The following is a 25,682-nucleotide window of genomic DNA, read 5'->3' as shown; positions in this document are numbered from 1 at the left end:
TGGGGGACATGCGACTCAACTACGTGGAGACCGGTCCGGCCGACGCACCCGTGGTACTGCTCGGCTCGTCGCTCGGTGCGGACCAGGGGATGTGGGCACCGCAGGTCGACGTACTGTCGAAGCGGTTCCGGGTGATCGCGTTCGACCATCGCGGTCACGGCCGCTCGGACGTACCGGAGGGGCCGTACTCGATCGAGGAACTCGGCGGCGACGTCGTCGGGTTGCTGGACGCGCTCGATGTCGAGCAGGCGTCCTACGTCGGGATCTCGCTCGGCGGCGCGGTCGGCCTCTGGCTCGCGCAGAACGCACCGGACCGCTTCCACCGGTTCGTCGCGATCTGCCCGCCGTCGAACCTGGCCGCGAACCCGCAGCCCTGGATCGACCGCGCCGCCCAGGTCCGCGCCGAAGGTACCCAGGCCATCGCGGATGCGACCCTGGGCCGCTGGTTCCTCCCGGAGTTCAAGGACATCGACCCGATCCTCCAGATGCTCCTGGACTGCCCCGCCGAAGGCTACGCGGCCTGCTGTGAGGCGCTCAGCACCCTCGATCTCCTCCCCGGCCTGACCAGCATCACCGCCCCCGTCCTCCTCATCACCACCGACTCCGACACCTCGGTCCCACCCGAAACCGTCGTCCCCCTGGCCACCCAGATCCCCGGCGCCCACCTCGAGGTCATCGAGAACGCCGCCCACCTCGTCACCTACTCCCACCCCGACGTCATCAACCCCCTCCTGCTCGCCCACCTCGGCTGAATGCGGCGTACGGCCGCGGCGGCGTTAGGCTGGTAGGCGCTCTGATCGCTGACTGGAAGTTGTCTATGACTGTGGAATCGCTGTTCCCGCGCCTGGAGGCGCTGCTGCCGGGTGTGCAGAAGCCGATCCAGTACGTCGGTGGTGAACTGAACTCGGTCAGCAAGGAGTGGGACGCGGTCAGTGTCCGGTGGGCGCTGATGTACCCGGACGCGTACGAGGTCGCGCTGCCGAACCAGGGCGTGCAGATCCTGTACGAGGTGCTGAACGAGCGCGACCACATCCTGGCCGAGCGGACGTACTCCGTCTGGCCGGACATGGAGAAGGTGATGCGGGACAACGGCATCCCGCAGTTCACGCTCGACAGCCACCGGCCGGTGCGGGCGTTCGACGTGTTCGGGCTGTCGTTCTCGACCGAGCTCGGGTACACGAACATGCTGACCGCGCTCGACCTGGCCGGCATCCCGCTGCACGCCGTGGAGCGCACCGACGAGGACCCGATCGTGCTCGCGGGCGGGCACGCGGCGTTCAACCCGGAGCCGATCGCGGACTTCATCGACGCCGCGGTGCTCGGTGACGGCGAGGAGATCGTGCTGGCGATCTCCGAGGTGATCCGGGAGTGGAAGGCCGAGGGCCGTCCGGGCGGCCGCGACGAGGTGCTGCTCCGGCTGGCGAAGTCCGGCGGCGTGTACATCCCGAAGTTCTTCACCGTCGACTACCTGGCCGACGGCCGGATCCAGCGCGTGACCCCGAACCGTCCGGGCGTACCGTTCCGGACCGCGAAGCACACGGTCATGGACCTGGACGCGTGGCCGTACCCGAAGAAGCCGCTGGTCCCGCTCGCCGAGACCGTGCACGAGCGCTACTCCGTGGAGATCTTCCGCGGCTGCACCCGCGGCTGCCGGTTCTGCCAGGCGGGCATGATCACCCGGCCGGTGCGTGAGCGCAGCATCACCACCATCGGCGACATGGTCGAGAACGGGCTGAAGCAGTCCGGGTTCGAGGAGGTCGGCCTGCTCAGCCTGTCCAGCGCCGACCACAGCGAGATCGCCGACGTCGCGAAGGGCCTCGGCGACCGGTACGAAGGCAGCAACGTCTCGCTGTCGTTGCCGTCGACAAGGGTCGACGCGTTCAACATCACGCTGGCCAACGAGTTCTCCCGCAACGGCCGGCGCAGCGGCCTGACGTTCGCGCCCGAGGGCGGGTCGGACCGGATGCGCAAGGTGATCAACAAGATGGTCACCGAGGAGGACCTGATCCGCACCGTCGCGGCGGCGTACAGCCACGGCTGGCGGCAGGTCAAGCTGTACTTCATGGTCGGCCTGCCGACCGAGACCGACGAGGACGTGCTGGCGATCGCCGACCTGGCGAAGCGGGTGATCGAGACCGGCCGCGAGGTGTCCGGCCGGCGCGACATCCGTTGCACGGTGTCGATCGGCGGGTTCGTGCCGAAGCCGCACACGCCGTTCCAGTGGGCCGCGCAGCTCGGCGCCGAGGAGACCGACGCGCGGCTGGCGAAGCTCGGCGCCGCGATCCGGTCCGAGAAGGGCTACGCGAAGGCGATCGGTTTCCGCTACCACGACGGCAAGCCCGGCATCATCGAAGGCCTGCTGTCCCGCGGCGACCGGCGCGTCGGCCGGGTGATCGAGGCGGTCTGGCGCGACGGCGGCCGGTTCGACGGCTGGAGCGAGCACTTCTCGTACGACCGCTGGGTCGAGTGCACCGAGAAGGCGCTCGCCGGCGAGCCGGTCGACCTCGCCTGGTACACGACGCGCGAGCGTGAGTACGCCGAGGTCCTGCCGTGGGACCACCTGGACTCCGGGCTGGACCGCGACTGGCTCTGGGAGGACTGGCAGGACTCGCTCGAGGAGGACGGCGCGATCGAGGTCGAGGACTGCCGCTGGACCCCGTGCTTCGACTGCGGCGTCTGCCCGCAGATGGGCACGGAGATCCAGATCGGCCCGACCGGGAAGAAGCTCCTCCCGCTCTCTGTCGTCTAGTTGCAGTAGTACGCCGGGTTCGGCGTCGTCTCGGTCTGGTCCTGCCAGTGGGCGACGCCGACGTAGTACCCGCAGCCGGTGCCTTCGTCGAACCAGGCGCCGCCGCCGGAGTACGCGTAGGTCTCCGCGACCGTGGCGAACGGCCCGCTCGCGCTGTCACCCTTCTGCAGCTCGACCCGGACCTCGGTCACGCTGTTCGAACACCCCTCCAGGCCGACGGCGACGTACAGCATCAACGCCGAGTACCCGACCGACTTCGCCGTCACCAGATCGCAGGCCGACGTCGACGCCTGCGCGGGCGTTGCGACAGTCAGTCCGGCGACGGCAGCCGCGGTGGCCGCGACCGCACCAACGAGTTTCCGCATCTGAACACCCTTCAGTTGGAAACCTACAGAGTGTCAGCAGATTAGGTCACTCAGTTACCAGCGTCGAGCCCTTCGGCGTGGCGGACAGAAGCAGCTCGGTGAGCAAAAGCTCGTCAGCGCTGCCCAGAACGAGGTCGGCGGCGCCCACCGCGGCGGCGCTCACGTACGGATTGGGGATGGCGACCGCGTACATCCCGGCCGCCTGCGCCGCCGCGACGCCGTGCGCCGTGTCCTCGACCGCGATCGCCCACGGGACGCCGAGACGCCCCAGGGCCAGCTCGTAGATCGCCGGATCGGGCTTGTGCGTGGTCACCTCGTCGCCGGTGACGATCTGGTCGAACAGGCCGACCGCGCCCACCCGCTCCAGGTGGGGGAGCACCCACGTCCGCGGTGAGCTGCTGGCGATCGCCACCCGGAGCCCCAGCTCGCGCGCCGTCGCGATCCAGTCCCGGATCCCGGGGCGGAAGTCGAGCTCGGCGTGCAACCGGTTGCGATGCGCGACCCGGCGGGCGTGGCTCTCGGTGCGGTCGAATCCGGCCCCGACGGCGGCAGCGAGGACGGCGTACCGCTCCTCGGTGATGTCGCCGCCGTGGCCGGGCCAGAAGCCGTCCAGGTCGAGCTCCAGGCCGTGGTACGCCCACTCGGCCTGCCAGCTCTCGACCATCGTGGTCTCGGTGTCCATCAGCAGGCCGTCGAAGTCGAAGACGATCGCCGGTACGTCGACCGGCACCAGCCGGGTCGCCAGCCGGTGGATCTGGGCCGGGCTCAACCCCAGCCAGGACAGGTACGCGCGCACCCCGCCGAGGTCGTCCAGGTGCTCGAGCGATCCGAGGATCGTCTCCGGCAGGGTCCGGGAGAACTCGGGCCCGTCCTGCGTGCCGAGGTGGATCTCGCTGATCGCGTAGTCGGCGGCGATCTCGGCGCGCGGCACGCCGGCCAGTTCGAGCAGCACCGCGACGGTCAGACCGGTCCGGTCCTTGCCCGCCTTGCAGTGCACCACGACCGGCCGGTCCGCGGGCGCGTCCGCGATCGCGGCGAAGATCCGGGCGATATGGGCGGCGTTGCGGGTCAGGCTGTTGCGGTAGACGTCGAGCAGCCGCGGCTCCGCCTCCGGCTCCCGCAGCCGCTCGGCCTCCGGATCGATCCACGGGATCCGCCGGTACGACGGTGTGCCGTCGAGCGGATGCGATTCCTTCAGCTCCCAGTCGGACCGCAGATCGAGGACGAGCCCCGCGTCGAGCGCGACGAGTTCGGCGTGCACGGTGTCGAGCGCGTCGGTCCGCACCAGCGACCGCGAGCGCGTCGGGACGCCGTACCGCGTCGGAAGTCCGCCAACGTCACGCGCATTCCGGCTCCACATACCTGTCAGCTTAGGACAACGCCTCCCAGGGACTCGAAGTCGTGCCAGCTTCCGTCGTAGGCCTTGTGGTTCAGGGCCGAGTCGGTGCCGACCGCGAAGACGTCGAGCCGGCCGGGGCCCCAGGCGACCACGGATCCGGCCGGCTGCGGGCGCCGGTGGGCGGCGGCCGGCTCCAGCCAGCCGGCCAGGGCGGCGATGTTCATCCGCAGGATCTCGGTGGCGAACGACCAGTCGATGAAGTTGAGCGTGTCGTTCGCGGAGTGGATGTGGCCGTTCGCGCTGTCGCCGCCCTCGATCGTCAGCACCGCGGGGATCCCGGCGGTGATGAACGGGACATGGTCGCTGGCGAACGGGTTCAGCGAGGTCTCGACGTGCAAACCGGTGTACGTCGCGGCGGCGGTCGCGAGCGCGGCGATCTGCGCCGACGACACCGCCGCTCCCTCCAGCAGGACGGTCGGTGTCGCGGTGTTCCGCGTGCCGATCATGTCCATGTTGAGGACGGCGCGGACGCGGGCACGTTCGGCCGGCGGCAGCGTCGGGACGTACTGCTTGCTGCCGAACAGACCCTCCTCCTCGCCGCCGAACAGGATCAGCCGGACGTCGTGCTGCCACGACTGTCCGGCCAGCAGCCGGCCGAGTTCGAGTACGCCGGCCGAACCGCTGCCGTTGTCGTCGGCCCCGGGCGACGCCGCGGCCGGGCCGCCGGCGAGATTGATCGAGTCCAGGTGCGCGGTGACGATCACCAGCCCGCGGTTCGCCCCGACGCCGGCCCGGTCGCCGATCAGGTTCGCCGACTGGCCGGCGCCGACGGTGACCGGCATCCGGCTCGTCTGGTAGCCGAGGGCAACCATCCGGTCGGCGGCGAAGTCGGTCGCCTGGGCGAATCCCGCACTCAGCGAGTGCCTGGTCGGCAGGTTCGCGAGCCAGGTCAGGTCGTTCTGGTACGACGCCGTGGACACGTCGGCGACCAGGTCCGCGACCAGCGGATCGGCGCGCGCCGCGACGACGGGCGGGGTGTCGACGACCGTCGTACCGGCGCGCAGCGGCTCGATCCGCCAGCAGTTGTTCGACCGTCGCCGCGGCTTGTCGGCGGCCGAGATCACCAGATGCCGGCCGTGGTCGAGCAGCGGGGTGACGTCGGGGTAGTCGGTCTGGAAGCTCCGGCCCATCTGCGTGACGAGCAGCAGGCCGGGCGCGGTCCGGGACGCGCGGCCGAGGCGCTGGTCCGCGGACACCCAGAGCAGGGTCTTGTCCCCGAACCGCGCCGACCGCGCACCTCCGGCGGCGTCCGCGGTCGGTACGACGAGGTAACGCACAGGTCCTGTGGTCATGTGTTCATTCCCAAGCTATGTCCAGCCGGTCCGGGGTCACGCTGACGACGCGCCCTGTCCCGCCGGAGCCGCGGACGAGCCGGCCGGCGGCGTCCCACCGGCCGGCCGGTCCGGGCTCGGGCGCGTCGCCCCGGCCGATCAGCAGCTCGACGAGCGTGCCGTCGGCCCGGAACTCCACCCCCCGCCGGCCACGGGCCGGCGGGAAGGCGAAGTCGTCGCGGCGGTAGACGCTGATCCCGTCGTGGTCCTCCTCGGCGGAATGCGTCCAGCGCCCGGTCGGTGCCGTGGTCAGACCCTCATTCCTTGTCCGATCGCGGCAGGCGTTTCCGGGATCGTCACCTTGAAGTCGCTGATCACGCCGCCGAGCGCCTCGTACCCGGTGACCGACGGTCCCCAGGCCGAGCCGTCCCACCACTTGTGGTACAGCTGCTTGTCGGTGCCGGTGACGAACACGTCCAGCCGGTTCGCGCCCCACGAGACCACGCGCGGCTCGTCGGTGCAGATCCCGCCCATGTACTCGTACCCGGTGACCGACGGTCCCCACGCGGAGCCGTCCCACCACTTGTGGTAGAGCGCCGAGTCGGTGCCGAGCACGAAGACGTCCAGCCGGTCGGAGCCCCACGAGACCACGGTCGGCGCCGACGTGCACACGCCGCCCATGTACTCCCAGCCGTTCCAGGACGAGCCGTCCCACCACTTGTGGTACAGCGCCGAATCGGTGCCGATCACGAACATGTCGAGCCGGTTCTCACCCCAGGCCACGACCCGCGGCGGTGACGCGCAGACCCCGCCGAGGTACTCGTACCCGTTCCACGACGAGCCGTCCCACCACCGGTGGTAGACCGCGTTGTCGGTGCCGAGCACGAACGCGTCGAGCCGGTTCTCGCCCCAGGCAACGACTTCCGGCGGGCTCATGCAGATACCGCCGAGGTACTCGTAGCCGTTCCAGGCCGATCCGTCCCACCACTTGTGGTACAGCGCCCGGTCGGTGCCGAGGACGAACGCGTCGAGGCGGTTCGGGCCCCAGGTCGCCAGCCGCGGCGGGCTCATACAGACGCCGCCGAGGTACTCGTAGCCGTTCCACGACGAGCCGTCCCACCACTTGTGGTACAGCGCGTGATCGGTGCCGAGGACGAACGCGTCCAGCCGGTTCGGCCCCCAGGACGCGACTTCAGGAGCGCTCATGCAGATCCCACCCTGGTACTCGTAACCCGCGACGGACGGTCCCCAGGCCGATCCGTCCCACCACTTGTGATACATCGCCAGGTCGGTGCCGAGCACGAACGCGTCCAGCCGGTTCGCGCCCCAGGCCACCACCGATCCGGCCGGTTCCGGCGTCCCGGCGACGCCGCCGAACTCGGGCAGGTCCTTGCGGACGGTGTCCAGGCAGGCGTGCATCCGGGTCACCTGGTCGGTCGTGAACATGACCATGCCGCGGTCGTCGGTGTAGTCCATGTAGTCGTAGAACAGGTCGCCGTTCGGCCCGTTGCTGCAGGTCACATGCGGGAACGTCGGTACGCCGAAGTTCGGGCCGGCCGCGTTCGGGGTGTCCGCGCACTCGTCGCTGCCGCTGCAGCCGCTGCCGTCGTCGCCCCAGATGTGGAACAGGTTCAGGTAGTGACCGACCTCGTGGGTCGTGGTCCGGCCGAGGTCGAACGGCGCCGCCGCCGTACCGTTGGTGCCGAACCCGCTGTGCAGGATCACCACGCCGTCGGTGTTCGCCGGTCCGCCCGGGAACTGCGCGTACCCGAGCAGGCCGCCGCCGAGCTGGCAGACCCAGATGTTCAGGTAGTTCGCGGTGTCCCACGGGTCGATGCCGCCGGTCGCCGACGACTTCACCTTGTCGTCGGTGCCGAAGCTCGCGGTGCTGGTCTGGGTGCGGGTGACGCCGGTCGTCGGGTTCCCGTTCGGGTCCTCGGTGGCCAGGAAGAACTCGATCCGCGAGTCCGCGATCAGGCCGCTGAAGACACCCGGCACGATGCTGGTGTCCGGGTTGGCGGCGCGGAAGTCGCGGTTCAGCACGTCGATCTGGCTGTCGATCTGGGCCTGCGAGATGTTCTGCGCGTTGGTGTTCCAGACGACGTGCACGACACAGGGGATGCGTGCCACGCCGGTGAAGCGCTCCTCGCCGGAGACGTAGGCCATCGTCGCGGTCTCCAGCGCCGACCGTGCCGCGGCGTACCCGGGGGACGTCGTCAGCAGCCGCCGGTGCACGTCCATCACACCGCACTCACGACGGGTCGGGTACTCGGTCCGCCCGCCCTCGGTCGCGCCGCTCATACCGGCACCACCGGCCTCGCCGCCGCTCATGTTCGCGGCCGGCGACCCACCGCCGCCCATGCCGGCCGCGGGCGAGCCGCTGCCGCTCATGTTCGTGGTACTGCTGGAATCCGCCGGGGTGTTCATCCCGGCCGTCGGCATGCCGTCCGCCGCGGGCTGTCCGTTCGCGGTCTGCCCGTTCGGCTCGGTCGCCGGTGACTCACCCGGCATCCCGTGCTCGTCGCGGTGCTTGTCCGCTCGCCCGTTGGCCTTCCTCGGCATCTTTCCCCCTTCCGCGGGGGCACCCGAGCAGGCCGGCGTGCGCCGAACCGAAGAGGTCACCCCCAGCGCGTCCTCGATCGAAGACGGTCCTGCCGTCTTCCCCCACCGAACAGTCGGCCCCCAAACGCCCTGCTCTCCGATTCACGATCCGCCGATCACCGACCGCGCACAAGGCCTCGCACACGGGCAGTCAGCTTCGCTGGATTCCTTGTGGCGGTTGGAGAATTTCACGGATGGCCTGGCGGTCGGTGGGAGGCTGGAGGAGTGAAGGGACTGACCGACTGGTTGCTGGGGCTGCACGGCATCGCCGTCTACGGGATGGTCGGGTTGCTGGTGTTCGCCGAAGACGCGTTGTTCGTCGGGTTCGTGCTGCCGGGGGAGACCGCCGCGGTGCTCGGCGGCGTGACGGCGGCCCTCGGGCACACGCTGCTGCCGGTGGTCCTGGCGGTCGTGGTCGGCGCGGCGATTCTCGGGGACAGCGTCGGCTACGAGGTCGGGAGGTACTTCGGGCCCCGCCTGCTGGGACACCGCGTGCTGCAACGCCGGGCGAGCCGGCTCGACACGGCCCGGCGGCAGCTCGCGGAGCGCGGCGGTACGGCGGTGTTCCTCGGCCGGTTCGTGGCGTTCCTCCGCGCGACGATGCCGGCCCTGGCCGGGATGTCCGGCATGCGGTACCCGAAGTTCCTCGGCTACAACGCGGCCGGCGGACTCGTGTGGGGCACGGCTGTTGTGCTGCTCGGGTATCTCGCCGGCACGTCGTACACGCGCGTCGAGAAGACGTTCGGCCGCGTCGCTGCGCTGGTGGTGGCGGGTGTTGTCGTGGCTGCGATCGTGGTGTGGAGGGTGCGCCGCCACCGGGCAGAGCGGGTGCGGTAGGTCAGATCGCCCGTTCCCACATCGTGCGCTGGGCCACCGGGCGGAAGCCGAGCTTGGTGTTGACGGCGACCATCGGGGTGTTCTCGGGGGCGTTCCAGGTGTGGAGTACGGCGGGGAGCGGGACGCCGGCCTGCAGGGCGCGGAGGTTCGGGGCCTTGACCGCGATGCCGAGACCGTTGCCGCGGTGGGAGCGGCGTACATAGGTGTCGTACTGGTTGAGGCGGTCCGGGGTTTCCGGCGTACCGCCCATCTGGGTGTACGCCGCGAGCTCGCCGGTCGCGGTGTGGACGGCGGCCGTGGTGTAGGTGAACCGGCCCTGCGCGAGCCGGCGCGCCTCGTTGTCGCGGACCAGGTCGGGTGTCCAGTGAACCGCCTCGGTCGAGCGATCGCCGGTCGGCACGTCCTCGCTCATCCCGCTGAGCAGCTCGACGAACTGCGGCATCCACTCGTCGGGCGTGTGCTCCCGCCACTGGACGATCTCGTACCCGTCCACCGGGCGGTCCGGGAGGTCGGCCAGCGGCAGCTCGGCCACCTGGTGCAGCTCGGCATGCTTCTTCACGAACCCGCGCGCGGCGGCGAACGCCGTACCCGGGCTTTCACCGGTCACCGGGTCGCCGGCCATGTTCGTCCCCGACACGATGCTCCGGCCCTCGGCCTTCGCCCGCTCGATCGCTGCGTCGAGCAGCTTCGTCGCCACCCCGCGGCGCCGGTACTCCGGAGCGACGGCGAGCTCCACGTCGACGGTGTCGGTGTTCCCCACCAGCCACCAGTCGAGCCACGCGATCCCCAGCCAGGTGTCCCCGTCCACCAGCCCCAGCCCGTCCGCCCGCACCTCGGCATGCTCCCGAGCCATCACCACCCGAGCCTCTTCCAGCCCCATCCCGGCCGGAAACTCCAACTCCTCCTGCCGCACCCCGAACTTCACCGCGTAGAACCGCCGGAAAACCTCCGGATCCTGCCCATCCACCACCACAATCCGCATCCCGCGACCCTATCCGCCCGCCAATTACCATCCCGGGATGGGCTCAGCACCGCAGTGCCACTTCGGGGTATACGCCCGGATCCGCGACGCCGGCCGCATCCTCCTGGTCCACAAGACCCGCGGCCCGTACACCGGCCTCCTGGACCTCCCCGGCGGCCGCCCCGAGCCCGGCGAGACCTGGCCCCAAACCCTCGAACGCGAACTCCAGGAAGAACTCGGCCTGACCATCAGCGCCACGGGCGCCTTCCGGCCGTTCGACGTCCACGTCCAGCAGTCGTCCACCGGCGCGCCGATCGACTTCCACCACCACGGCGTGGTCCTGGACCTCGCCCTCGCCTCACCACCCGCCCCAGTTACCTCCCCGGACACCGCCGGCTACGAGTGGTTCGACCTACGCACCGGCGATACAACCTGCCTGAGCGCCGCGGTGCGCACGGTGCTCGGGAGACACCCACCGGGGACCGTGAACAGGCAATAGCTTGTTCAGAGTCCCCGCGAGGTGTCGTCGCTCGACGGCCAACCGTCGTGTGAGCGCGTCAGCTCAAGGAGTTCGTCGGCGACGTGCTCGGGGGAGCGGGGTGTGGTCACGTCCAGGTGGTTCAAGGCGAGGTGGTCGACGAGGGTCAGCATTCTCGTCTGGTAGCCCAGCGATCGGGCGAGAAACTTGTCGACCAGTCGGCGGCTCCCGTCGGGCAACTCGTCGTACCTGCTTGCCCTCCGCATCCGGCTGGCCAAGACGTCCTCGTCCGCTGTGAGCCAGACAGCTTTGGTGTACGGCGTGGTCAGTCGGACGACGTTCGCGGGCCAGACTCCGGACCCCTCCAGCACCAGCCCCGCCGACGGCCGAGCCGTGACCAACTCCTCGATCCGCGGCCACATCCGGTCGTAGTGGTCGAGCAAAGCATCCAGCAACTGCTCGCCGGTCAGCGACCGATAATGCTCGACGACATGGGGTGGAACGTCCCTCCCCGCGCCGGCCCACGGTCGCCCGGGATGCCGGCCGAGCTGGTCGGTGGAGACGACGTCGAAGCCGAGCCGTTCCGCCAGAACCCCGGCGACCGTGGATTGCCGACGTTCGATGTCCCGCCGATCAGGACGACCTGCAACGTCAGTGGTGCGGGCGGAGGGCGCGGTTGGCGGCGGGTTCGGCTATTTGGGCGCGGAAGTCGTTGGCGGGGTAGACGCCGAGGATGCGGACCTCGACGGAGAAGAAGGCGAGTTCTTCGAGGGCGAGGGCGACGTTCGGGTCCTCGGGGTGGCCTTCGATGTCGGCGTAGAACTGGGTGGCGAAGAACATGCCGCCGAGCTGGTACGACTCCAGCTTGGTCATGTTGACGCCGTTGGTGGCGAACCCGCCGAGCGCCTTGTAGAGCGCCGCCGACACGTTCCGGACGCGGTACACGAACGACGTGATCACCGGGCCGGAGTCGACCGGCGGGACCTCGGGCTCGCGGGACAGGACCAGGAAGCGGGTCGTGTTGTGGTGCTCGTCCTCGACGTCCGCGGCCAGGGTCTCCAGCCCGTACAGCCCGGCGGCGGCCCGCGGGGACAGCGACGCGACGGTCGGGTCGCCGAGCTCGGACACCTCGCGCGCGGCGCCGGCCGTGTCGTCGGCGACCACCGTCGACCAGCCGTGCTCGCGGATGATCTTGCGGCACTGCCCAAGCGCGTGCACGTGGCTGCGCACGGTCCGGATCCGGTCCAGCGTCGTCCCGGGGACGCCGAGCAGCTGGAAGTGGATCGGCAGGAAGTACTCGCCGACGATGTGCAGCCCGGACTCCGGCAGCAGGTGGTGGATGTCCGCGACCCGGCCCGCGATCGAGTTGTCGACCGGGATCATCGCCAGCCCGGCGCGGCCGCTGCTGACCGCCTCGAGCGCGTCCTCGAACGTCGTACAGGGCAGCTGCTCGCGGTCCGGGAACATGTCGGTGCACGCCATCGCCGAGTTGGCGCCTGGCTCACCCTGGTAAGCGATCGGTCCGTCCACGATCTCCCAGGGTAGACCCACCCGATCTCACCAGCCGGATCAGGTGTCCGACTTGCGGACCTTCGTCGGCGCCCCGGTGACCGCGCGACCCTCGAGCGCCTTGGCCTTGGTGGCGTACATGTCGAGGTACTCCTGCCCGGACAGCTCCATGATCTTGTACATGATCTCGTCGGTGACGGCCCGCAGGATCAGCCGGTCGCCCTCCATGCCCTCGTACCGCGAGAAGTCCAGCGGCTCGCCGAACTTCACCGTCGGCGACGCGAACGACGCGACCACCTTCCCGGGCGGGGCGACCACGTCGGTCCCGATCACGCCGCACGGGATCACCGGCACCTTCGCCTCCAGCGCCAGCCGCGCGACGCCGGTCCGGCCCTTGTACAGCCGGCCGTCGTGCGAGCGGGTGCCCTCCGGGTAGATGCCGAACAGCTCGCCGCGCTCCAGCACCTTCATCCCGGCCCGCATCGCGCCCTCGGACGCCGACCCGCCGGACCGGTCGATCGGCACCTGGCCGGTGCCCTTGAAGAACCCGCGCTGGAACCGGCCCTTGATCCCGGCCCCGGTGAAGTAGTCGGACTTCGCGACGAACGTGACGCGCCGCCGCAGCACCAGCGGCATGAAGATCCAGTCGGAGTACGAGAGGTGGTTGCTGGCGATGATCGCGGGCCCGGTGTCCGGCACGTTCTCGGCGCCGATCACGTTCGGGCGGAAGATCCGCTTCACCGGCGGTCCGACGATCACGTTCTTCAGCACCCAGTAGATGCCCTTGCCGTCGCCGTCCCCGGCATCCACGACCGCAGGGTCCGGCTCCCGCCGCGGCGACTGTGCCGGTTCCGTCATCAGCATCCTTTCCTCACTCTTCCCCGACCCACATGATGCCGCACGATCGCCCGCTTGGCTCGTACGCCGCCACGCGGGAACTCCTCACACCCGGCGCCGGACCTTCGTAAGCTGCTGACGGCACCGTCGCCCAGGTGGGGGAGAGAACCATGCGCACGAAGCTCCTGATCGCGGTCCTGGCGCTGCTGGCCGGGGCTCTGGTGACTTTGCCCGCGAGAGCGGCCGCGCCGGACGCGACCGTCGTACCGATCCAGGTCACCGGACCCGCCTCGTCGCGATTCAACCTGGTGGTGATGGGCGACGGCTACACCGCGGCCGAGCTGCCGAGGTTCCGCGAGCAGCTGGACAAGCACCTGAACATCCTCTGGAGCATCGAGCCGTTCAAGTCGTACCGGAACTACGTCAACGTGTACGCCGTCGAGATCGCCTCGCCCGAGTCCGGCGTCGACTGCGATCCCGGCCTGACCGACCCGAAGCGCGACACCCCACTGCAGATGGGCTTCTGGGGCGGCTGCAACCCGGGCAGCGTCCAGCGGCTGCTGACCGTCAGCCAGGCGGCCGCGACGCAGTACGCCGATCTGGTCCCCGGCACCACCAGCGCCAACCGGCAGATTCTTGCTATCGGCAACAGCGACACGTACGGCGGCGCGGGCGGGACGTACGCCACCGCGTCCGGCGGCAACGCGCTCTCCGCGCTGATCACGCCGCACGAGCTCGGCCACTCGCTCGGCGGGCTCCAGGACGAGTACGACTACTACGCCCGCGGCGAGCGCGGAGCGCCGTACCAGGGCCCGGAGCCGTCCTCGATCCACCACACGTTGCTGACCGAGCAGCAGATGCTGGCGCAGCAGAAGAAGTGGTACCGCTGGCTGGGGGAGCCGTCCGAGTCCGGCGGTACGATCGGCCGCTACGAGGGCGGGATGTACGCCGGATCGGGCGTCTGGCGGCCGAGCGCGCACTCGATGATGAAGGCCCTCGGGTACTACTTCGACCAGCCGTCCCGCGAGCGGATGACGCAGCGCCTGTCCGCGAAGGCGAACCTGTTCCAGGACAGCACCCCGGCCGGCCCGGTCGCGGCCGACCAGGTCGTCTGGCTGCAGACCCTGCACCCGGTCGACCACGAGCTCGACGTCACCTGGACCCTCGACGGCACGGTGCTGCCGACCGCGAACGCCCGCGCCGTCGACCTGTCCACGCTCGACGTCGGCCCCGGCGCCCACACGCTGAAGGCGACGATCGTCGACCCCACCGAGTTCATCCGCGATCCCGCCGTCCGCCCGACGGCGAGCCGAACGTGGACCGTCGACCCGTCCCTCCGCGCCACGCAAACGTTTGAGCCGGTGTTCACCGGCTCGACCTCGACCGACCACCCGGTGAGTGCCGACGAGGTCGTGTACGCCGAGACCGCGCAGTCGGCCGGGGCGATCGCCTGGACGCTCGACGGCAAGCCGGTCGCGAACCCGGGCAACGACCGCGACCTCGACCTGGCTCCGCTGCGGCTGACCGGCCGGCACACGCTGACTGCGACAGCCGGCACCCAGACGCTCAGCTGGGACGTGGACGGCGTACAGCCGGTGGTCACCCCAACGATGTCGGAACCCCTGCTCACGGTGCAGAAACCGACCGGTCCCGAGTACGTCTACAACGACGCGTTCACGATGGGGCTGGCGGCGCGGGACGACAGCACGGGGTACGTCGTACCGGAGTTCCGCGTCGACGGGGACGGTTGGTACAACTACTACGGCTGGCCGACCGACGCGTCCGCGCCGTTCCGGTTCACCGCCGCGGGGACGACCATCGACCAGCTCGTGTACGGCAAGATCGGCGTACCGCGGGTGGTGCCGTGGGACGACGTGCCCCCGGGGTACGGGCGGCACCGGGTCGAGTACCGCGCCATCGATGCCACTGGCAACATCGGCGACCCGCGCTCGTTCGCCGTCACGCTGCTGCGCCCCGCACCGGCCTGTACGACGACCCTGACCGGGACGCATGACGAGCCGCTGTACGTGCGCTCAGGCGTGACCTGCCTGACCGGCGCGACTGTCAGCGGCCCGGTGCTCGTCACGGCCGGCGCATCCCTGGTCGCCACCGACTCGCGGCTCAACGGGCCTGTCCGGGCCGATCAGGCGGCTGACCTGCACCTTCTGCGCTCCACGGTCGCCGGACCGGTCAGCGCTGACGGCGTCACCCGCAGCCTGGTCGCGGTCGGCAGCACGGTCCAGGGGCCGCTCTCCGTCACGAACAGCCGCACGACCGACCCGGTCACGCTCGCCGGGAACACCGTCGACGGTCCGCTCAGCTGCTCCGGCAACACCCCGGCGCCGACCAACCTGGAGGCGCCGAACAAGGTGTCCGGGCCGCGCTCAGGGCAGTGCGCGAAGCTCTGAGCCGGGCGGACATGCAGGTGAGTTTCGCCGACATGTCCCCGGTGGTCCGGATCTTCTAGCTTTCTCGGTGCGGGGAGTTCCCGCCGTACCGAAGGAGTGAGATGAACGGACTGCGGGTGGCCTCGTTGATGGCGGCCACGATGACGACGGGCCTGGTGGCCGGCGTGTACGGGATCTACGCGAACGCGTTCATGCCGGGCCTCGCGAAGACCGACGACAGGACCTTCGTCGGGGCGTTCACGGCCGTCGACCGGGCGATCGTGAACCCGCTGTTCCTTGGCCTCGGATTCGTCGGCGCACTGCTGTTCACCGGCCTCGCCGGTCTGCTCAGCCTGAAGGAGAAGGCGCTGCCGTGGATCGCGGTCGCGTTCGTGCTCTACCTGGTCTCGATGATCCTGACGATCGCGGTGAACGTCCCGCTGAACGACGCGCTGAAAGCGGCCGGCGACCCGTCGACGATCGACGTCACGGCGGCCCGCGCGGCCTTCGACGAGGCCAGATGGGTGACCTTCAACCTGGTCCGCACCCTGCTCGCGCTGGTCTCCTTCGGAATCCTCGGCTGGGCGCTCTACCTGACCGGCAAGTCCGCGGCCCAGCCCTGACGTGCCGGGCGCGGCCTGCGAGAATGCGTCTGTGCCACCAGTTCAAGCCCCGCCGTCGCAGCAGCTCCCCGCGGTCCAGAAACTGCGGGTGAGGTTCGCCAAGCGCGGGCGGCTGCGATTCACCTCACACCGCGACTTCCAGCGGGCGTTCGAGCGCGCCGTCCGGCGCGCCGAGCTGCCGGTCGCGTTCTCGCACGGTTTCAGCCCGCACCCGAAGATCTCGTACGCCGGTGCGGCGCCGACCGGGGCCGCCTCGGAGGCGGAGTACCTGGAGATTTCGCTCACACAGGAGCGGGACGCCGAACAGGTCCGGGCCGCGCTCGACGAGGCGTTGCCGCCCGGCCTGGACGTCCTCGAAGTGGTGGTCGCCGGGCCGGGGGCGCTGGCGGAGCGGCTGGAGGCCAGTGAGTGGCGGATCGCCTTGCCCGGGGCGGATCCGGAGGCGGCCGCGGCGGCGGTGCAGGCGTTCCTGGGCCGGGAGGAAATTCTGGTCGAGCGCATGACCAAACGGGGGCTTCGCTCGTTCGACTGTCGGGCTGCCGTTCTCCGACTCACCGTCGTGAGTGAACCGGGGTCGGTTGCGGCGTGTGCGATACTGCAAGTGGTGTTACGGCACGGAACCCCGGCCGTGAGACCCGACGACGTTCTCGCCGGCGTGCTCGAGGTAGCGACGCTCCCGGTGACGGGCCCGGCTCTTTTGACCAGGCTCGCCCAGGGCCCGCTCACCACGGACACCGGCACGGTGGAAGACCCGCTCGCTCGTGACCGCGACGCCAACCAGGCGACCGCGACCGGCCAGGCAGGTCCCCACCAGACGCACACAGCGGAGGGCGACGCCGCCGCTCCCTCTGTGCCCTGAGCGCGGGCGGAGCGGATCCAGCAGGCTTCCGCCGTACCGCGGCCCGTGCAGTACCCGAGGGCCAGGTGGGGCGAACCGTGACCGCCTTGTGGCCGCGCCCGGACCCGTGACAGGGGTCGCAGGATGCGCCGGAGGGCTTGAGGAGACCCGCACTACATGCTCGACAACGAGCCGACCACCGAAGCAGCCGAAACCGCTGCCCCCGCCCAGCCCGCCGCCTCTGCGCGCAAGAGCGCCAAGAAGGCCGCGGCTGCGAAGAAGACCAGTACGCCGCGCAAGCGTGCGGCGAAGAAGGCCGTCGCCGACGACGTGACGGCGGTCCCGACCCAGTCCGACGACCAGGCGGCCGACCCGGCCCCGGCGCCGGCGAAGAAGACGGCCGCCAAGAAGGCCGCCGCCGCGAAGAAGGTCACGGCGAAGAAGGCCGCCGCGACAGCCCCGGCCAAGAAGGCCGCGAAGCGCCCCGCGAAGAAGACGGCCGGCCAGGACACGTTCCCGGAGCTCACCGAGGACACCACGACGTCGCTCGCCGACGCCGGCCCGGTCGTGGAGAGCGCCCCCGCGGCGAAGAAGACCACCCGCAAGCGCACCACCAAGAAAACCACCCAGCAACCGCCGACCGACGCAGCCCCGACCACCGACGGCCCGGTCGCCAACGCCGACGCCCCCACCGCGGACGACGCGGCATCGGCCGCTGAGGCGCCTGCCCGCAAGCGCACCTCCCGCCGCCGTACGTCGACGACCGCCGCCGAGTCGGCCGTCACCGAACCGGCAGCCACGGACCCGGCCACCGACGCCGGGATTGCGGCCGACGCGCCCGCCGGCGACGAGTCGGGCACGCGGCGTACCCGCCGCCGGGCCGGCGCCAACCGCCGCTCGGGCGCCACCGACGCCGGATCTGCCGCTGACGGCCACGCCGACGGCGCCCAGGCCGCCAACCGTCGCTCGGGCGCGACCGACGCCGGATCTGCCGCCGACGGCGCTCAGGCTGCCGCAGGCCGTGCTGCCGACGCGCCCGCCGCGGAGGCGGCTGTTGAGGCGCCGGCTGAGGAGACCACCCCCCGGCGTACGCGCCGGCGCGCCGCCGCTCCCGCGGCTGTGCTGTTCCAGGCGCCTGTCGACGGCGGCGCGCAGAAGGCGCCCGCGGACACCAAGTCCGGCGCGCAGAAGGCGCCCGCTCAGGCTGAGGCGACCAGCGCGGTCGAGGCCACCTCCGACGTGACCCCGGCGCCGGGTGACGACGAGCAGCCGCCGGCCACGCGCCGCCGCCGGAGCCGCCGCAACCGCGACGCCGAGGCGCAGACCACCGAGACCCCCGAAGAGGTCGCCGCCGACCGCGCCGAGCCGGTCCTGGAGGCCGCCGAAGCCGTCGCCGAGGAGACCGAGGCGCAGACCGAGGCTCAGACGGACGCCCAGACGGACGCGCAGACCGACGCCGAGGACGGCGAGGACGGCGGCGAGGGCACCCGCCGTCGCCGGCGCCGCCGCGGCGGTCGCCGTCGCCGCAAGTCCGGTGACGCCGAGGACAGCGCCGACGAGCAGTCCGACGACGACCAGGACGACGACGAGCAGGACACCGAGGCGCAGGCCGAGGACGCCGACCAGGACGCCGCGGACTCCGACGAGGACGGCGAGTCCGGCAGCAGCTCGTCCCGCCGGCGCCGCCGCCGTCGCCGCCGCAAGGGCGAGGAAGGCGCCGGCTCCCCGGACGACCCCGACGAGACCGTCGTCCGGGTCCGGGAGCCGCGCAGCAAGAACACCGCGAACGAGATCACCGCGGTCGAGGGCTCGACCCGCCTGGAGGCGAAGAAGCAGCGCCGCCGCGAGGGCCGCGCCGCCGGCCGCCGCCGCGCGCCGATCGTCACCGAGGCGGAGTTCCTGGCCCGCCGCGAGTCGGTCGAGCGGACCATGGTGATCCGGTCCCGCGAGGACCTGACCCAGATCGCGGTCTCCGAGGACAACGTCCTGGTCGAGCACTACGTGACCACGGCGGAGCAGACCTCGCTGATCGGCAACGTGTACCTCGGCCGCGTGCAGAACGTGCTGCCCAGCATGGAGGCCGCGTTCATTGACATCGGCAAGGGCCGCAACGCGGTGCTGTACGCCGGTGAGGTCGACTGGGCCACCCTCGGTGGCTCCAACGGCCCGCGCAAGATCGAGCAGGTGCTGAAGTCCGGCCAGTCGGTCCTGGTCCAGGTGACCAAGGACCCGATCGGCCACAAGGGCGCCCGCCTGACCAACCAGATCAGCCTCCCGGGCCGGTACGTCGTGTACGTGCCGCGCGGCGGCAACGGCGGCATCAGCCGCAAGCTGCCCGACACCGAGCGGAACCGGCTGAAGGCGATCCTCAAGGACATCGTCCCCGACGAGGCCGGCGTGATCGTCCGGACCGCGGCCGAGGGCGCGTCGGAGGAGGAGCTGACCGCCGACGTCAGCCGCCTGCAGGCCGCCTGGGAGGACATCGACAAGAAGTCCAAGAACGGCCAGGCCCCGCAACTGCTGTACGGCGAGCCGGATCTGCTGATCCGTGTCGTCCGCGACCTGTTCACCGAGGACTTCGCCAAGCTGGTGATCTCCGGTGACCGCGCCTACGACCAGGTCCGGGAGTACGTCGAGGGCGTCGCGCCGCACCTGGCCGACCGGGTCGAGAAGTGGAGCGGCGACGGCGACGTCTTCGCGAACTACCGGATCGACGAGCAGATCAAGAAGGCGCTGGACCGCAAGGTCTGGCTGCCGTCCGGCGGCTCGCTGATCATCGACCGCACCGAGGCGATGACGGTCGTCGATGTGAACACCGGCAAGTTCACCGGCTCCGGCGGCAACCTCGAGGAGACCGTCACCAAGAACAACCTGGAGGCGGCCGAGGAGATCGTCCGGCAGCTCCGGCTCCGCGACATCGGCGGTATCATCGTCATCGACTTCATCGACATGGTCCTGGAGTCGAACCGGGACCTGGTGCTGCGCCGGCTGGTCGAGTGCCTGGGCCGCGACCGCACCAAGCACCAGGTCGCCGAGGTCACCTCGCTCGGCCTGGTCCAGATGACCCGGAAGCGGATCGGCACCGGCCTGCTCGAGGCGTTCAGCGAGAACTGCGACCACTGCGGTGGCCGCGGGCTGATCCTGCACGACGAGCCGAAGGAGTCGCGTCGCCGCGACGGCCGCAACGGCCAGGGCGGGAACGCCCAGGGTGGCCAGGGCGGTCAGGGCGGTCAGGGCGGTCAGGGCAACGGTCACGACCACGGCAAGCAGGCGGAGGAGGGCGGCCGGAAGAGCTCGCGCCGCCGCCGCGGCAAGGGCCGGGGCGACGACGAGCAGGTCGCCGAGGCCGAGGCCCCGCAGCACAACGGCGACGCCGCGCAGCGGCTGGCCCAGATCGCCGCGGCGTCGGTCAAGAAGGACGACGCCGAGGGCGAGCAGGGCGGCGGTACGCCGGAGCCCACCGGCTACCCGGTCTCCGCCGACGCCGAGGAGCACGTGAGCCCCGAGGCCACCGGCTTCCCGGCCCCGGCCGCTGACGCGACGGCTGACACCGCGTCGGAGGCGACGGCTGAGACCAAGCCTGAGACCACCGAGGCCGCGGCTGAGGCCGACGCGGCGCAGAACGGCGCCCCGAAGACCACCCGGCGGCGGCGCAGCAGCCGCAGCCGGAGCAAGACCGCTACCGACGGTGACGCGACCGACCCCTCGGAACTCGTCACTACCGGCAGCTAAGCCGATTTCAACTTTGCAGGCCCAACCCTGTAAAGTTGAGCGGGTGCGCTCGGCGCACCCTACTCGTGTCGGTGTGAAAGTGTGTGTGAGGATCTCGTCCTCGCGACGACCTCACGCCATCACACCCGTAAGTTTTCCGATCCAGCAGAGAGTGAGATCCACGGTGTACGCGATCGTGCGCAGTGGCGGCACCCAGCAGAAGGTCGCCGTCGGCGATGTCATCGAGATCGACAGCCTGACCGACAAGGTGGGCGACACCGTGTCGCTGCCGGCGGTCCTCGTCGTCGATGGCGACACCGTGACGGCCGACGCTGCGGCGCTGGCCAACGTGGCCGTGTCGGCTGAGGTTCTCGGCCGCACCAAGGGCCCGAAGATCAACATCCTCAAGTACAAGAACAAGACCGGTTACCGCAAGCGCCAGGGGCACCGTCAGCACTACACCCAGGTCAAGGTCACCGCGATCGACTCGAAGAAGAAGTGAGCTGATCTCGACATGGCACACAAAAAGGGAGCGGCCTCGACCCGCAACGGTCGTGACTCCAACGCCCAGCGCCTCGGCGTGAAGCGGTACGGCGGTCAGCTGGTCAACGCCGGCGAGATCATCGTCCGCCAGCGCGGCACGCACTTCCACCCGGGCAACCTGGTCGGCCGTGGCGGCGACGACACGCTGTTCGCGCTGGCCGAGGGCACCGTGGAGTTCGGCACCCGGCGCGGTCGCCGCGTCGTCAACATCGTCCCGGCCCCGGCGGAGTAACACCGCCACCCGGTTCACGAAGCTCTGTCGAAAGGGCGGGTCGCGGAATACCGCGGACCCGCCCTTTTGCTGTCTATGTAGTACTTGGCTGTCTGCAGCACTTGGCTCCTCCAGGAAGTAGAGAACACCGATGGCAATCCCCAGCTTCGTCGACCGCGTCACGGTGCACGTCACCGCGGGCCGCGGCGGGAACGGCTGCGCCTCGGTGCACCGGGAGAAGTTCAAGCCGCTCGGCGGCCCCGACGGCGGCAACGGCGGTGACGGCGGCAGCGTGATCCTGCGCGTCGACCCGGACGTCACCACGCTCGTCGACTACCACCGCTCCAGCCACCGCACCGCCACGAACGGTGCCCAGGGCAAGGGTGACAACCAGGCCGGCAGCAACGGCGGCGACGTGGTGCTCGGCGTCCCGGACGGCACCGTCATCAGTACGGCGGACGGCGACGTCCTGGCCGACCTCGTCGGACCGGGCGCGGAGTTCGTCGCGGCGCAGGGCGGCAGGGGCGGTCTGGGCAACGCGGCGCTGGCGAGCAGTTCCCGCAAGGCGCCCGGTTTCGCGCTGCTCGGCGAGGACGGCGAGGAGCGTACCCTCGTCCTGGAGCTGAAGGTCGTCGCGGATGTCGGCCTGGTCGGCTTCCCGAGTGCCGGCAAGTCGTCGCTGATCGCCTCGATCAGCCGCGCCCGGCCGAAGATCGCCGACTACCCGTTCACCACCCTGATCCCGAACCTCGGCGTGGTCGTTGCCGGTGACACCACGTTCACCGTCGCCGACGTCCCCGGTCTGATCGAGGGCGCGAGCGAGGGCCGTGGACTCGGGCACGACTTCCTGCGGCACGTGGAGCGGTGCGCCGCGCTGGTCCACGTCATCGACTGCGCGACGTACGAGCCGGGCCGCGACCCGCTGAGCGACCTGGACACGATCGAGGCCGAGCTGACCGCACACGGCGGGCTCGAGGACCGGCCGCGACTCGTTGCCCTGAACAAGATCGACGTACCGGACGCCCGCGAGATCGCCGACATGGTGCGGGCCGAGCTGGAGCAGCGCGGGTACCGGGTGTTCCCGATCTCGACCGCTTCGCACGAGGGCCTGGAGGCGCTGAAGTTCGCGATGGCCGAGATCGTCCTCGCCCGGCGCGCGGAGCAGGACAAGCCCGACACCACGCGGATCGTGATCCGGCCGCAGGTGCAGGGCGGGCCCGAGTTCAAGGTGAAGAAGCTGCCGGACGACGGCGGCTGGCTGGTGCAGGGCCAGAAGCCCGAGCGCTGGGTGAAGCAGACCGACTTCGCCAACGCGGAGGCGACCGGCTACCTCGCCGACCGGCTGAACCGGCTCGGCGTCGAGGAGGAGCTGCTCAGGCTCGGTGCGAACCCGGGCGACGCCGTGGTGATCGGGGACGGGCCGAACGCGATCGTGTTCGACTTCGCACCCGACATCCAGGCCGGGGCGGAGATCCTCGCCCGGCGCGGTGAGGACCACCGGCTGGAGGAGGCGCGTCCGGCGGCGCAGCGGCGGCGGGCGAAGGACACGGAGTACCACGCGTTCCGCGAGGGCGAGCGGTCCGAGGACTGGTCGCAGTACGGCGCGAACTGGGACACCGACGAGGTCGACCTGTCTCCGGCCGAGGCGAAACGAGCGGCAGAGGCCGCGGCGAAGCAGGCGCGCAAGGAGGCGCGCGAGCTGGCCGCGGCGGAGGATCTCGACCAGAACGGTTGATTTCATGAAGCAACGCGCGGAGGCGCTGAACGCCACGCGAATCGTCGTGAAGGTCGGCTCGTCGTCGCTGACCCAGCGCGGCAAGATCGACCTGGAACGGCTTCGGCTGCTCGTCGACGCCATCGCGGCGCGTCGGGTGGAGGGTACCGAGGTCGTGCTCGTCTCGTCCGGCGCGATTGCCGCCGGGCTGGCCCCGATGGGGTTGCGGTCCCGGCCGCGTGACCTGGCGACGCAGCAGGCCGCGGCTTCGGTCGGCCAGGGGCTGCTGATGGCCCGCTACAGCGACGCGTTCGCGGCGCACGGGCTGCGGGTCGGGCAGGTGCTGCTGACCGTCGACGACGTGACCCGGCGATCGCACTACCGCAACGCGTACCGCACGTTCGCCCGGCTGCTCGAGCTCGGCGTCGTCCCGATCGTGAACGAGAACGACACGGTCGCGACCACGGAGATCCGCTTCGGCGACAACGACCGGCTCGCGGCGCTGACCAGTCACCTGGTGCACGCGGACCTGCTGCTCCTGCTGTCCGATGTCGACGGCCTGTACGACGGTGATCCCCGCAAGCCCGGTACGTCGATGGTCACCGAGATCCGCGGCGCCGCCGACCTGGAGCCGCTCGCGCTCGGGAAGACCGGCTCGTCAGGGGTCGGCACGGGCGGCATGCAGACGAAGGTCGAGGCGGCCGCGATCGCCACGGAGGCAGGGATCCCGGTGGTTCTCACCTCCGCGGCGCAGGTCGGCCAGGCGCTCCGCGGCGAGCCCGTCGGCACGCTCTTCCACCCCACCGGCCGGCGCCGCAAGACACGCCTGCTGTGGCTCGCCCACGCGACGTCCGGCCAGGGCATCCTGCACCTCGACGAGGGTGCGGTGCGTGCCCTGACGCATCGCCGCGCGTCGCTGCTGCCGGCCGGCATCTCCGCGGTCGAAGGGACGTTCTCGGCCGGTGACCCCGTCGATCTGGTCTCGCCGTCAGGTGTCGTCGTCGCGCGCGGGCTGGTCAACTACGACGCGTCCGAGCTGCCCGACCTGCTGGGACGCTCCACGCGGGACCTGGCGCGCGAACTCGGGGCGGCGTACGAGCGCGAGGTCGTGCACCGCGACGACTTGGTCCTGCTCTAACGGCGGCGCGCCCGGCTCCCGTCTGCCACCAGGACGACGAGCTGGACGATCATGGCGGCGATCGACCCGAAGAACCCGATCGCCAGCAGGATCCGGGTGGTCGGCACCCACGGGTCCCCGAAGTCGAACGGGAAGACCTGCCAGACCCGGATGATCGCGACCAGTCCGATGCCGGTGACGGTCAGGTCACCCAGCGATTTCAGCCATCGCGGATCCGTCAGCAGGTACACGACGTTCACCGCGAGACCCGCGATCAGCGTCGCGCTGACCCAGCCGAGGACCTGCTCGGTCTCCGAGGTCAGGAACGGGACCTCCTGCCAGCCGGGCCAGACCTGGATGGCGTAGAGCGCGACAGCGTTGAACACGACGGCGAACACGTAGCCGGTCCGCCGCGTCGCCCGTGAGGGGCCGCGTTCCGTCTGCTTGAGCATGCTCGCACCTCCTCGGTCTGAGCCTCGCCGCAACCTCGGCGGTTGTCGCGTCCCAGAGGTCCCGTTCTGCCAGGACCGTCTGCCCTGGACAGGCGTACGTCGTCGCGCCGAGGCTTGGGGCGACATGTGAGTCAGACCAGGGGAGGCCGACGGACATGGGAAAGCCGGACAAGACGCAGCCGGACGTTTACGAAGTGCTGCGCGGAGTGGTGGACAGTGTCAGGGCCGGGACGGTTTTCGGTACGCCGGTGAGCCACAACGGCCTCACGGTGCTGCCGGTCGCGAAGATCGCCGGCGGCGGGGGCGGCGGCCGGGGCGACGACGCCAACGGTCGCGGAGCCGAGGGGTCCGGCGGCGGGCTCGGCCTGACCGCGCGGCCGGTCGGCGTCTACGTCATCGACGGTGAGAAGGTCACCTGGTCGCCGGCCGTGGACGTCACCAAGGTCATCCTCGGCGGCCAGATCGTGGGCATCGTCGCCCTGCTGACGCTGCGCACCCTGTTCAAGATCTTCCGCGACCGCCAGCGCCGGCGTCCCCAGGAGGAAGCTCCGGTCCCGGAACCTACGATGACGGAGTGAAGCTCGCCTGGGGTCTGCTCGCGGCCTGGATCGTCCACGATCTCGAGGAACTGGCGACGATGCCGTCGTTCTCGCAGCAGCAGGATCTCCCGGCGCCGCTGACGAGGATCCTGCCGATGTCGCGTACGGAGGCGGCCACCGCGATCGGACTGACCGGCGTCGCGATGGCGGCCGCCTCCGCCGCGGGCGCGGCCACGGGCGGACGCAGCAAGTTCTTCCAGGCATCGCTGCTGGGCTTCGGCCTGCACGCCGGTACGCATATCGCGCAGTCGGCCGTGCTCCGGCGCTACACACCCGGCCTGATCACGACGCCGCTGGTCGTGATCCCGTTCAGCGCGTGGGCCTGGCGGCGGCTGCGGGCGGACGGCGTACCGATCGCACCGTCCGACCGCCGCCTCAACCTCGCCCTCGCTGCGGTCGTCCCGGTGGCGCACACGATCGCCCGCCTGCCACGCCTCCGCCGACGCCGTGCCTCCGGCTGATGAGATCCGTGTCCACGGG

24 protein-coding genes are annotated in these 25,682 nt (G+C 70.8%); 14 read left to right on the top strand and 10 right to left on the bottom strand.

The features are described 5' to 3' along the window. Positions 1 to 8: 8 nt before the first annotated feature. Positions 9 to 752, top strand: a complete 744-nt coding sequence (gene pcaD / locus ABZW60_RS34040) for a 3-oxoadipate enol-lactonase (protein ID WP_355483951.1) — start codon at positions 9 to 11, stop codon at positions 750 to 752. A gap of 65 nt (positions 753 to 817) precedes the next feature. After that, a complete protein-coding gene (locus ABZW60_RS34035; RefSeq protein ID WP_355483949.1) occupies positions 818 to 2,749 on the top strand; it encodes a TIGR03960 family B12-binding radical SAM protein in 1,932 nt (643 codons plus the stop codon). Here the strand turns inward: ABZW60_RS34035 and ABZW60_RS34030 are convergent. From ABZW60_RS34030 to ABZW60_RS34010, 5 genes are all read right to left on the bottom strand, one after another. Continuing rightward, entirely contained in the window at positions 2,746 to 3,114 is a 369-nt protein-coding gene (locus tag ABZW60_RS34030; RefSeq protein WP_355483947.1) for a hypothetical protein, read from the bottom strand. The two genes, ABZW60_RS34035 and ABZW60_RS34030, sit on opposite strands and share 4 nt — an antisense overlap. 46 nt (positions 3,115 to 3,160) lie before the next feature. After that, positions 3,161 to 4,474, bottom strand: coding sequence for an HAD-IA family hydrolase (locus tag ABZW60_RS34025; protein WP_355483945.1), 1,314 nt, complete (start codon positions 4,472 to 4,474; stop codon positions 3,161 to 3,163). Between the two features lie 5 nt (positions 4,475 to 4,479). After that, a complete protein-coding gene (locus tag ABZW60_RS34020) occupies positions 4,480 to 5,805 on the bottom strand; it encodes a M20/M25/M40 family metallo-hydrolase (RefSeq protein WP_355483943.1) in 1,326 nt (441 codons plus the stop codon). 4 nt (positions 5,806 to 5,809) lie between these two features. Then, positions 5,810 to 5,983, bottom strand: a complete 174-nt coding sequence (locus ABZW60_RS34015; protein WP_355483941.1) for a hypothetical protein — start codon at positions 5,981 to 5,983, stop codon at positions 5,810 to 5,812. Between the two features lie 110 nt (positions 5,984 to 6,093). Next, entirely contained in the window at positions 6,094 to 8,346 is a 2,253-nt protein-coding gene (locus ABZW60_RS34010) for a M43 family zinc metalloprotease (protein WP_355483939.1), read from the bottom strand. A 264-nt stretch (positions 8,347 to 8,610) separates the two neighbouring features. Here ABZW60_RS34010 and ABZW60_RS34005 point away from each other — a divergent pair, with 264 nt between their 5' ends. After that, on the top strand, positions 8,611 to 9,222 hold the full coding sequence (locus tag ABZW60_RS34005; RefSeq protein ID WP_355483937.1) for a DedA family protein: 612 nt from the start codon (positions 8,611 to 8,613) through the stop codon (positions 9,220 to 9,222). Position 9,223: 1 nt separating this feature from the next. On the opposite strand, the gene ABZW60_RS34000 is transcribed toward ABZW60_RS34005, so the two are convergent. After that, complete coding sequence (locus ABZW60_RS34000; protein ID WP_355483935.1) at positions 9,224 to 10,204, bottom strand: GNAT family N-acetyltransferase; 981 nt, start codon at positions 10,202 to 10,204, stop codon at positions 9,224 to 9,226. A gap of 37 nt (positions 10,205 to 10,241) precedes the next feature. Between ABZW60_RS34000 and ABZW60_RS33995 the strand changes: the two genes are divergently transcribed. Next, a complete protein-coding gene (locus tag ABZW60_RS33995) occupies positions 10,242 to 10,682 on the top strand; it encodes an NUDIX domain-containing protein (RefSeq protein ID WP_355483933.1) in 441 nt (146 codons plus the stop codon). Positions 10,683 to 10,687: 5 nt separating this feature from the next. Here the strand turns inward: ABZW60_RS33995 and ABZW60_RS33990 are convergent, their stop codons facing one another. The 3 genes from ABZW60_RS33990 to ABZW60_RS33980 all read right to left on the bottom strand — a co-directional run bounded on the left by ABZW60_RS33990 (position 10,688) and on the right by ABZW60_RS33980 (position 13,028). Continuing rightward, positions 10,688 to 11,116, bottom strand: a complete 429-nt coding sequence (locus tag ABZW60_RS33990; protein WP_355483932.1) for a hypothetical protein — start codon at positions 11,114 to 11,116, stop codon at positions 10,688 to 10,690. 196 nt (positions 11,117 to 11,312) lie between these two features. Further along, on the bottom strand, positions 11,313 to 12,191 hold the full coding sequence (locus tag ABZW60_RS33985) for a prephenate dehydratase (protein WP_355483930.1): 879 nt from the start codon (positions 12,189 to 12,191) through the stop codon (positions 11,313 to 11,315). Between the two features lie 39 nt (positions 12,192 to 12,230). Continuing rightward, positions 12,231 to 13,028, bottom strand: a complete 798-nt coding sequence (locus ABZW60_RS33980) for a lysophospholipid acyltransferase family protein (RefSeq protein WP_355483928.1) — start codon at positions 13,026 to 13,028, stop codon at positions 12,231 to 12,233. 149 nt (positions 13,029 to 13,177) lie between these two features. Between ABZW60_RS33980 and ABZW60_RS33975 the strand changes: the two genes are divergently transcribed. The 8 genes from ABZW60_RS33975 (at position 13,178) to proB (ending at position 24,172) form a co-directional block, all read left to right on the top strand. After that, positions 13,178 to 15,415, top strand: a complete 2,238-nt coding sequence (locus ABZW60_RS33975) for a M64 family metallopeptidase (RefSeq protein WP_355483926.1) — start codon at positions 13,178 to 13,180, stop codon at positions 15,413 to 15,415. Between the two features lie 101 nt (positions 15,416 to 15,516). Next, entirely contained in the window at positions 15,517 to 16,017 is a 501-nt protein-coding gene (locus ABZW60_RS33970) for an anthrone oxygenase family protein (protein WP_355483924.1), read from the top strand. Between the two features lie 31 nt (positions 16,018 to 16,048). Further along, a complete protein-coding gene (locus tag ABZW60_RS33965; protein WP_355483922.1) occupies positions 16,049 to 16,876 on the top strand; it encodes a TIGR03936 family radical SAM-associated protein in 828 nt (275 codons plus the stop codon). Between the two features lie 156 nt (positions 16,877 to 17,032). Next, complete coding sequence (locus tag ABZW60_RS33960; protein ID WP_355483920.1) at positions 17,033 to 20,587, top strand: Rne/Rng family ribonuclease; 3,555 nt, start codon at positions 17,033 to 17,035, stop codon at positions 20,585 to 20,587. A 163-nt stretch (positions 20,588 to 20,750) separates the two neighbouring features. After that, positions 20,751 to 21,068: a 50S ribosomal protein L21 gene (rplU, locus tag ABZW60_RS33955; protein ID WP_355484258.1), complete on the top strand. Its 318-nt coding sequence runs from the start codon at positions 20,751 to 20,753 to the stop codon at positions 21,066 to 21,068. A gap of 12 nt (positions 21,069 to 21,080) precedes the next feature. After that, positions 21,081 to 21,341: a 50S ribosomal protein L27 gene (gene rpmA / locus ABZW60_RS33950; RefSeq protein ID WP_132152713.1), complete on the top strand. Its 261-nt coding sequence runs from the start codon at positions 21,081 to 21,083 to the stop codon at positions 21,339 to 21,341. A gap of 130 nt (positions 21,342 to 21,471) precedes the next feature. Beyond that, positions 21,472 to 23,055 carry a GTPase ObgE gene (gene obgE, locus ABZW60_RS33945; RefSeq protein WP_355483917.1) on the top strand — a complete coding sequence of 528 codons (1,584 nt, stop codon included), beginning with the start codon at positions 21,472 to 21,474 and terminating at the stop codon, positions 23,053 to 23,055. Between the two features lie 4 nt (positions 23,056 to 23,059). Next, positions 23,060 to 24,172: a glutamate 5-kinase gene (proB, locus tag ABZW60_RS33940; RefSeq protein WP_355483915.1), complete on the top strand. Its 1,113-nt coding sequence runs from the start codon at positions 23,060 to 23,062 to the stop codon at positions 24,170 to 24,172. Here the strand turns inward: proB and ABZW60_RS33935 are convergent. Further along, the gene (locus ABZW60_RS33935) at positions 24,169 to 24,603 is read right to left on the bottom strand and encodes a hypothetical protein (protein WP_355483913.1); all 435 of its coding nucleotides are present in this window, start codon (positions 24,601 to 24,603) and stop codon (positions 24,169 to 24,171) included. The genes proB and ABZW60_RS33935 overlap by 4 nt on opposite strands. A 155-nt stretch (positions 24,604 to 24,758) precedes the next feature. Between ABZW60_RS33935 and ABZW60_RS33930 the strand changes: the two genes are divergently transcribed. Beyond that, a complete protein-coding gene (locus ABZW60_RS33930; protein WP_355483911.1) occupies positions 24,759 to 25,181 on the top strand; it encodes a spore germination protein GerW family protein in 423 nt (140 codons plus the stop codon). Next, positions 25,178 to 25,663: an HXXEE domain-containing protein gene (locus tag ABZW60_RS33925; RefSeq protein ID WP_355483909.1), complete on the top strand. Its 486-nt coding sequence runs from the start codon at positions 25,178 to 25,180 to the stop codon at positions 25,661 to 25,663. Before ABZW60_RS33930 ends, ABZW60_RS33925 begins: the two co-directional genes overlap by 4 nt. The last annotated feature ends 19 nt before the right edge of the window (positions 25,664 to 25,682 follow it).

The sequence above is a fragment of the Kribbella sp. NPDC003557 genome (assembly GCF_040610805.1).
GTDB lineage: Bacteria > Actinomycetota > Actinomycetes > Propionibacteriales > Kribbellaceae > Kribbella.
This window is presented reverse-complemented; position numbering and strand designations above follow the sequence as displayed.

Bases quoted from the DNA above. Each gene is read 5' to 3' on its own strand.
- pcaD (WP_355483951.1), top strand. From the start codon at position 9: ATGCGACTCAACTACGTGGAGACCGGTCCGGCCGACGCACCCGTGGTA.
- ABZW60_RS34035 (WP_355483949.1), top strand. From the start codon at position 818: ATGACTGTGGAATCGCTGTTCCCGCGCCTGGAGGCGCTGCTGCCGGGT.
- ABZW60_RS34030 (WP_355483947.1), bottom strand. From the start codon at position 3,114: ATGCGGAAACTCGTTGGTGCGGTCGCGGCCACCGCGGCTGCCGTCGCC.
- ABZW60_RS34025 (WP_355483945.1), bottom strand. From the start codon at position 4,474: ATGTGGAGCCGGAATGCGCGTGACGTTGGCGGACTTCCGACGCGGTAC.
- ABZW60_RS34020 (WP_355483943.1), bottom strand. From the start codon at position 5,805: ATGACCACAGGACCTGTGCGTTACCTCGTCGTACCGACCGCGGACGCC.
- ABZW60_RS34010 (WP_355483939.1), bottom strand. From the start codon at position 8,346: ATGCCGAGGAAGGCCAACGGGCGAGCGGACAAGCACCGCGACGAGCAC.
- ABZW60_RS34000 (WP_355483935.1), bottom strand. From the start codon at position 10,204: ATGCGGATTGTGGTGGTGGATGGGCAGGATCCGGAGGTTTTCCGGCGG.
- ABZW60_RS33995 (WP_355483933.1), top strand. From the start codon at position 10,242: ATGGGCTCAGCACCGCAGTGCCACTTCGGGGTATACGCCCGGATCCGC.
- ABZW60_RS33980 (WP_355483928.1), bottom strand. From the start codon at position 13,028: ATGACGGAACCGGCACAGTCGCCGCGGCGGGAGCCGGACCCTGCGGTC.
- ABZW60_RS33975 (WP_355483926.1), top strand. From the start codon at position 13,178: ATGCGCACGAAGCTCCTGATCGCGGTCCTGGCGCTGCTGGCCGGGGCT.
- ABZW60_RS33970 (WP_355483924.1), top strand. From the start codon at position 15,517: ATGAACGGACTGCGGGTGGCCTCGTTGATGGCGGCCACGATGACGACG.
- ABZW60_RS33960 (WP_355483920.1), top strand. From the start codon at position 17,033: ATGCTCGACAACGAGCCGACCACCGAAGCAGCCGAAACCGCTGCCCCC.
- rpmA (WP_132152713.1), top strand. From the start codon at position 21,081: ATGGCACACAAAAAGGGAGCGGCCTCGACCCGCAACGGTCGTGACTCC.
- obgE (WP_355483917.1), top strand. From the start codon at position 21,472: ATGGCAATCCCCAGCTTCGTCGACCGCGTCACGGTGCACGTCACCGCG.
- proB (WP_355483915.1), top strand. From the start codon at position 23,060: ATGAAGCAACGCGCGGAGGCGCTGAACGCCACGCGAATCGTCGTGAAG.
- ABZW60_RS33935 (WP_355483913.1), bottom strand. From the start codon at position 24,603: ATGCTCAAGCAGACGGAACGCGGCCCCTCACGGGCGACGCGGCGGACC.
- ABZW60_RS33930 (WP_355483911.1), top strand. From the start codon at position 24,759: ATGGGAAAGCCGGACAAGACGCAGCCGGACGTTTACGAAGTGCTGCGC.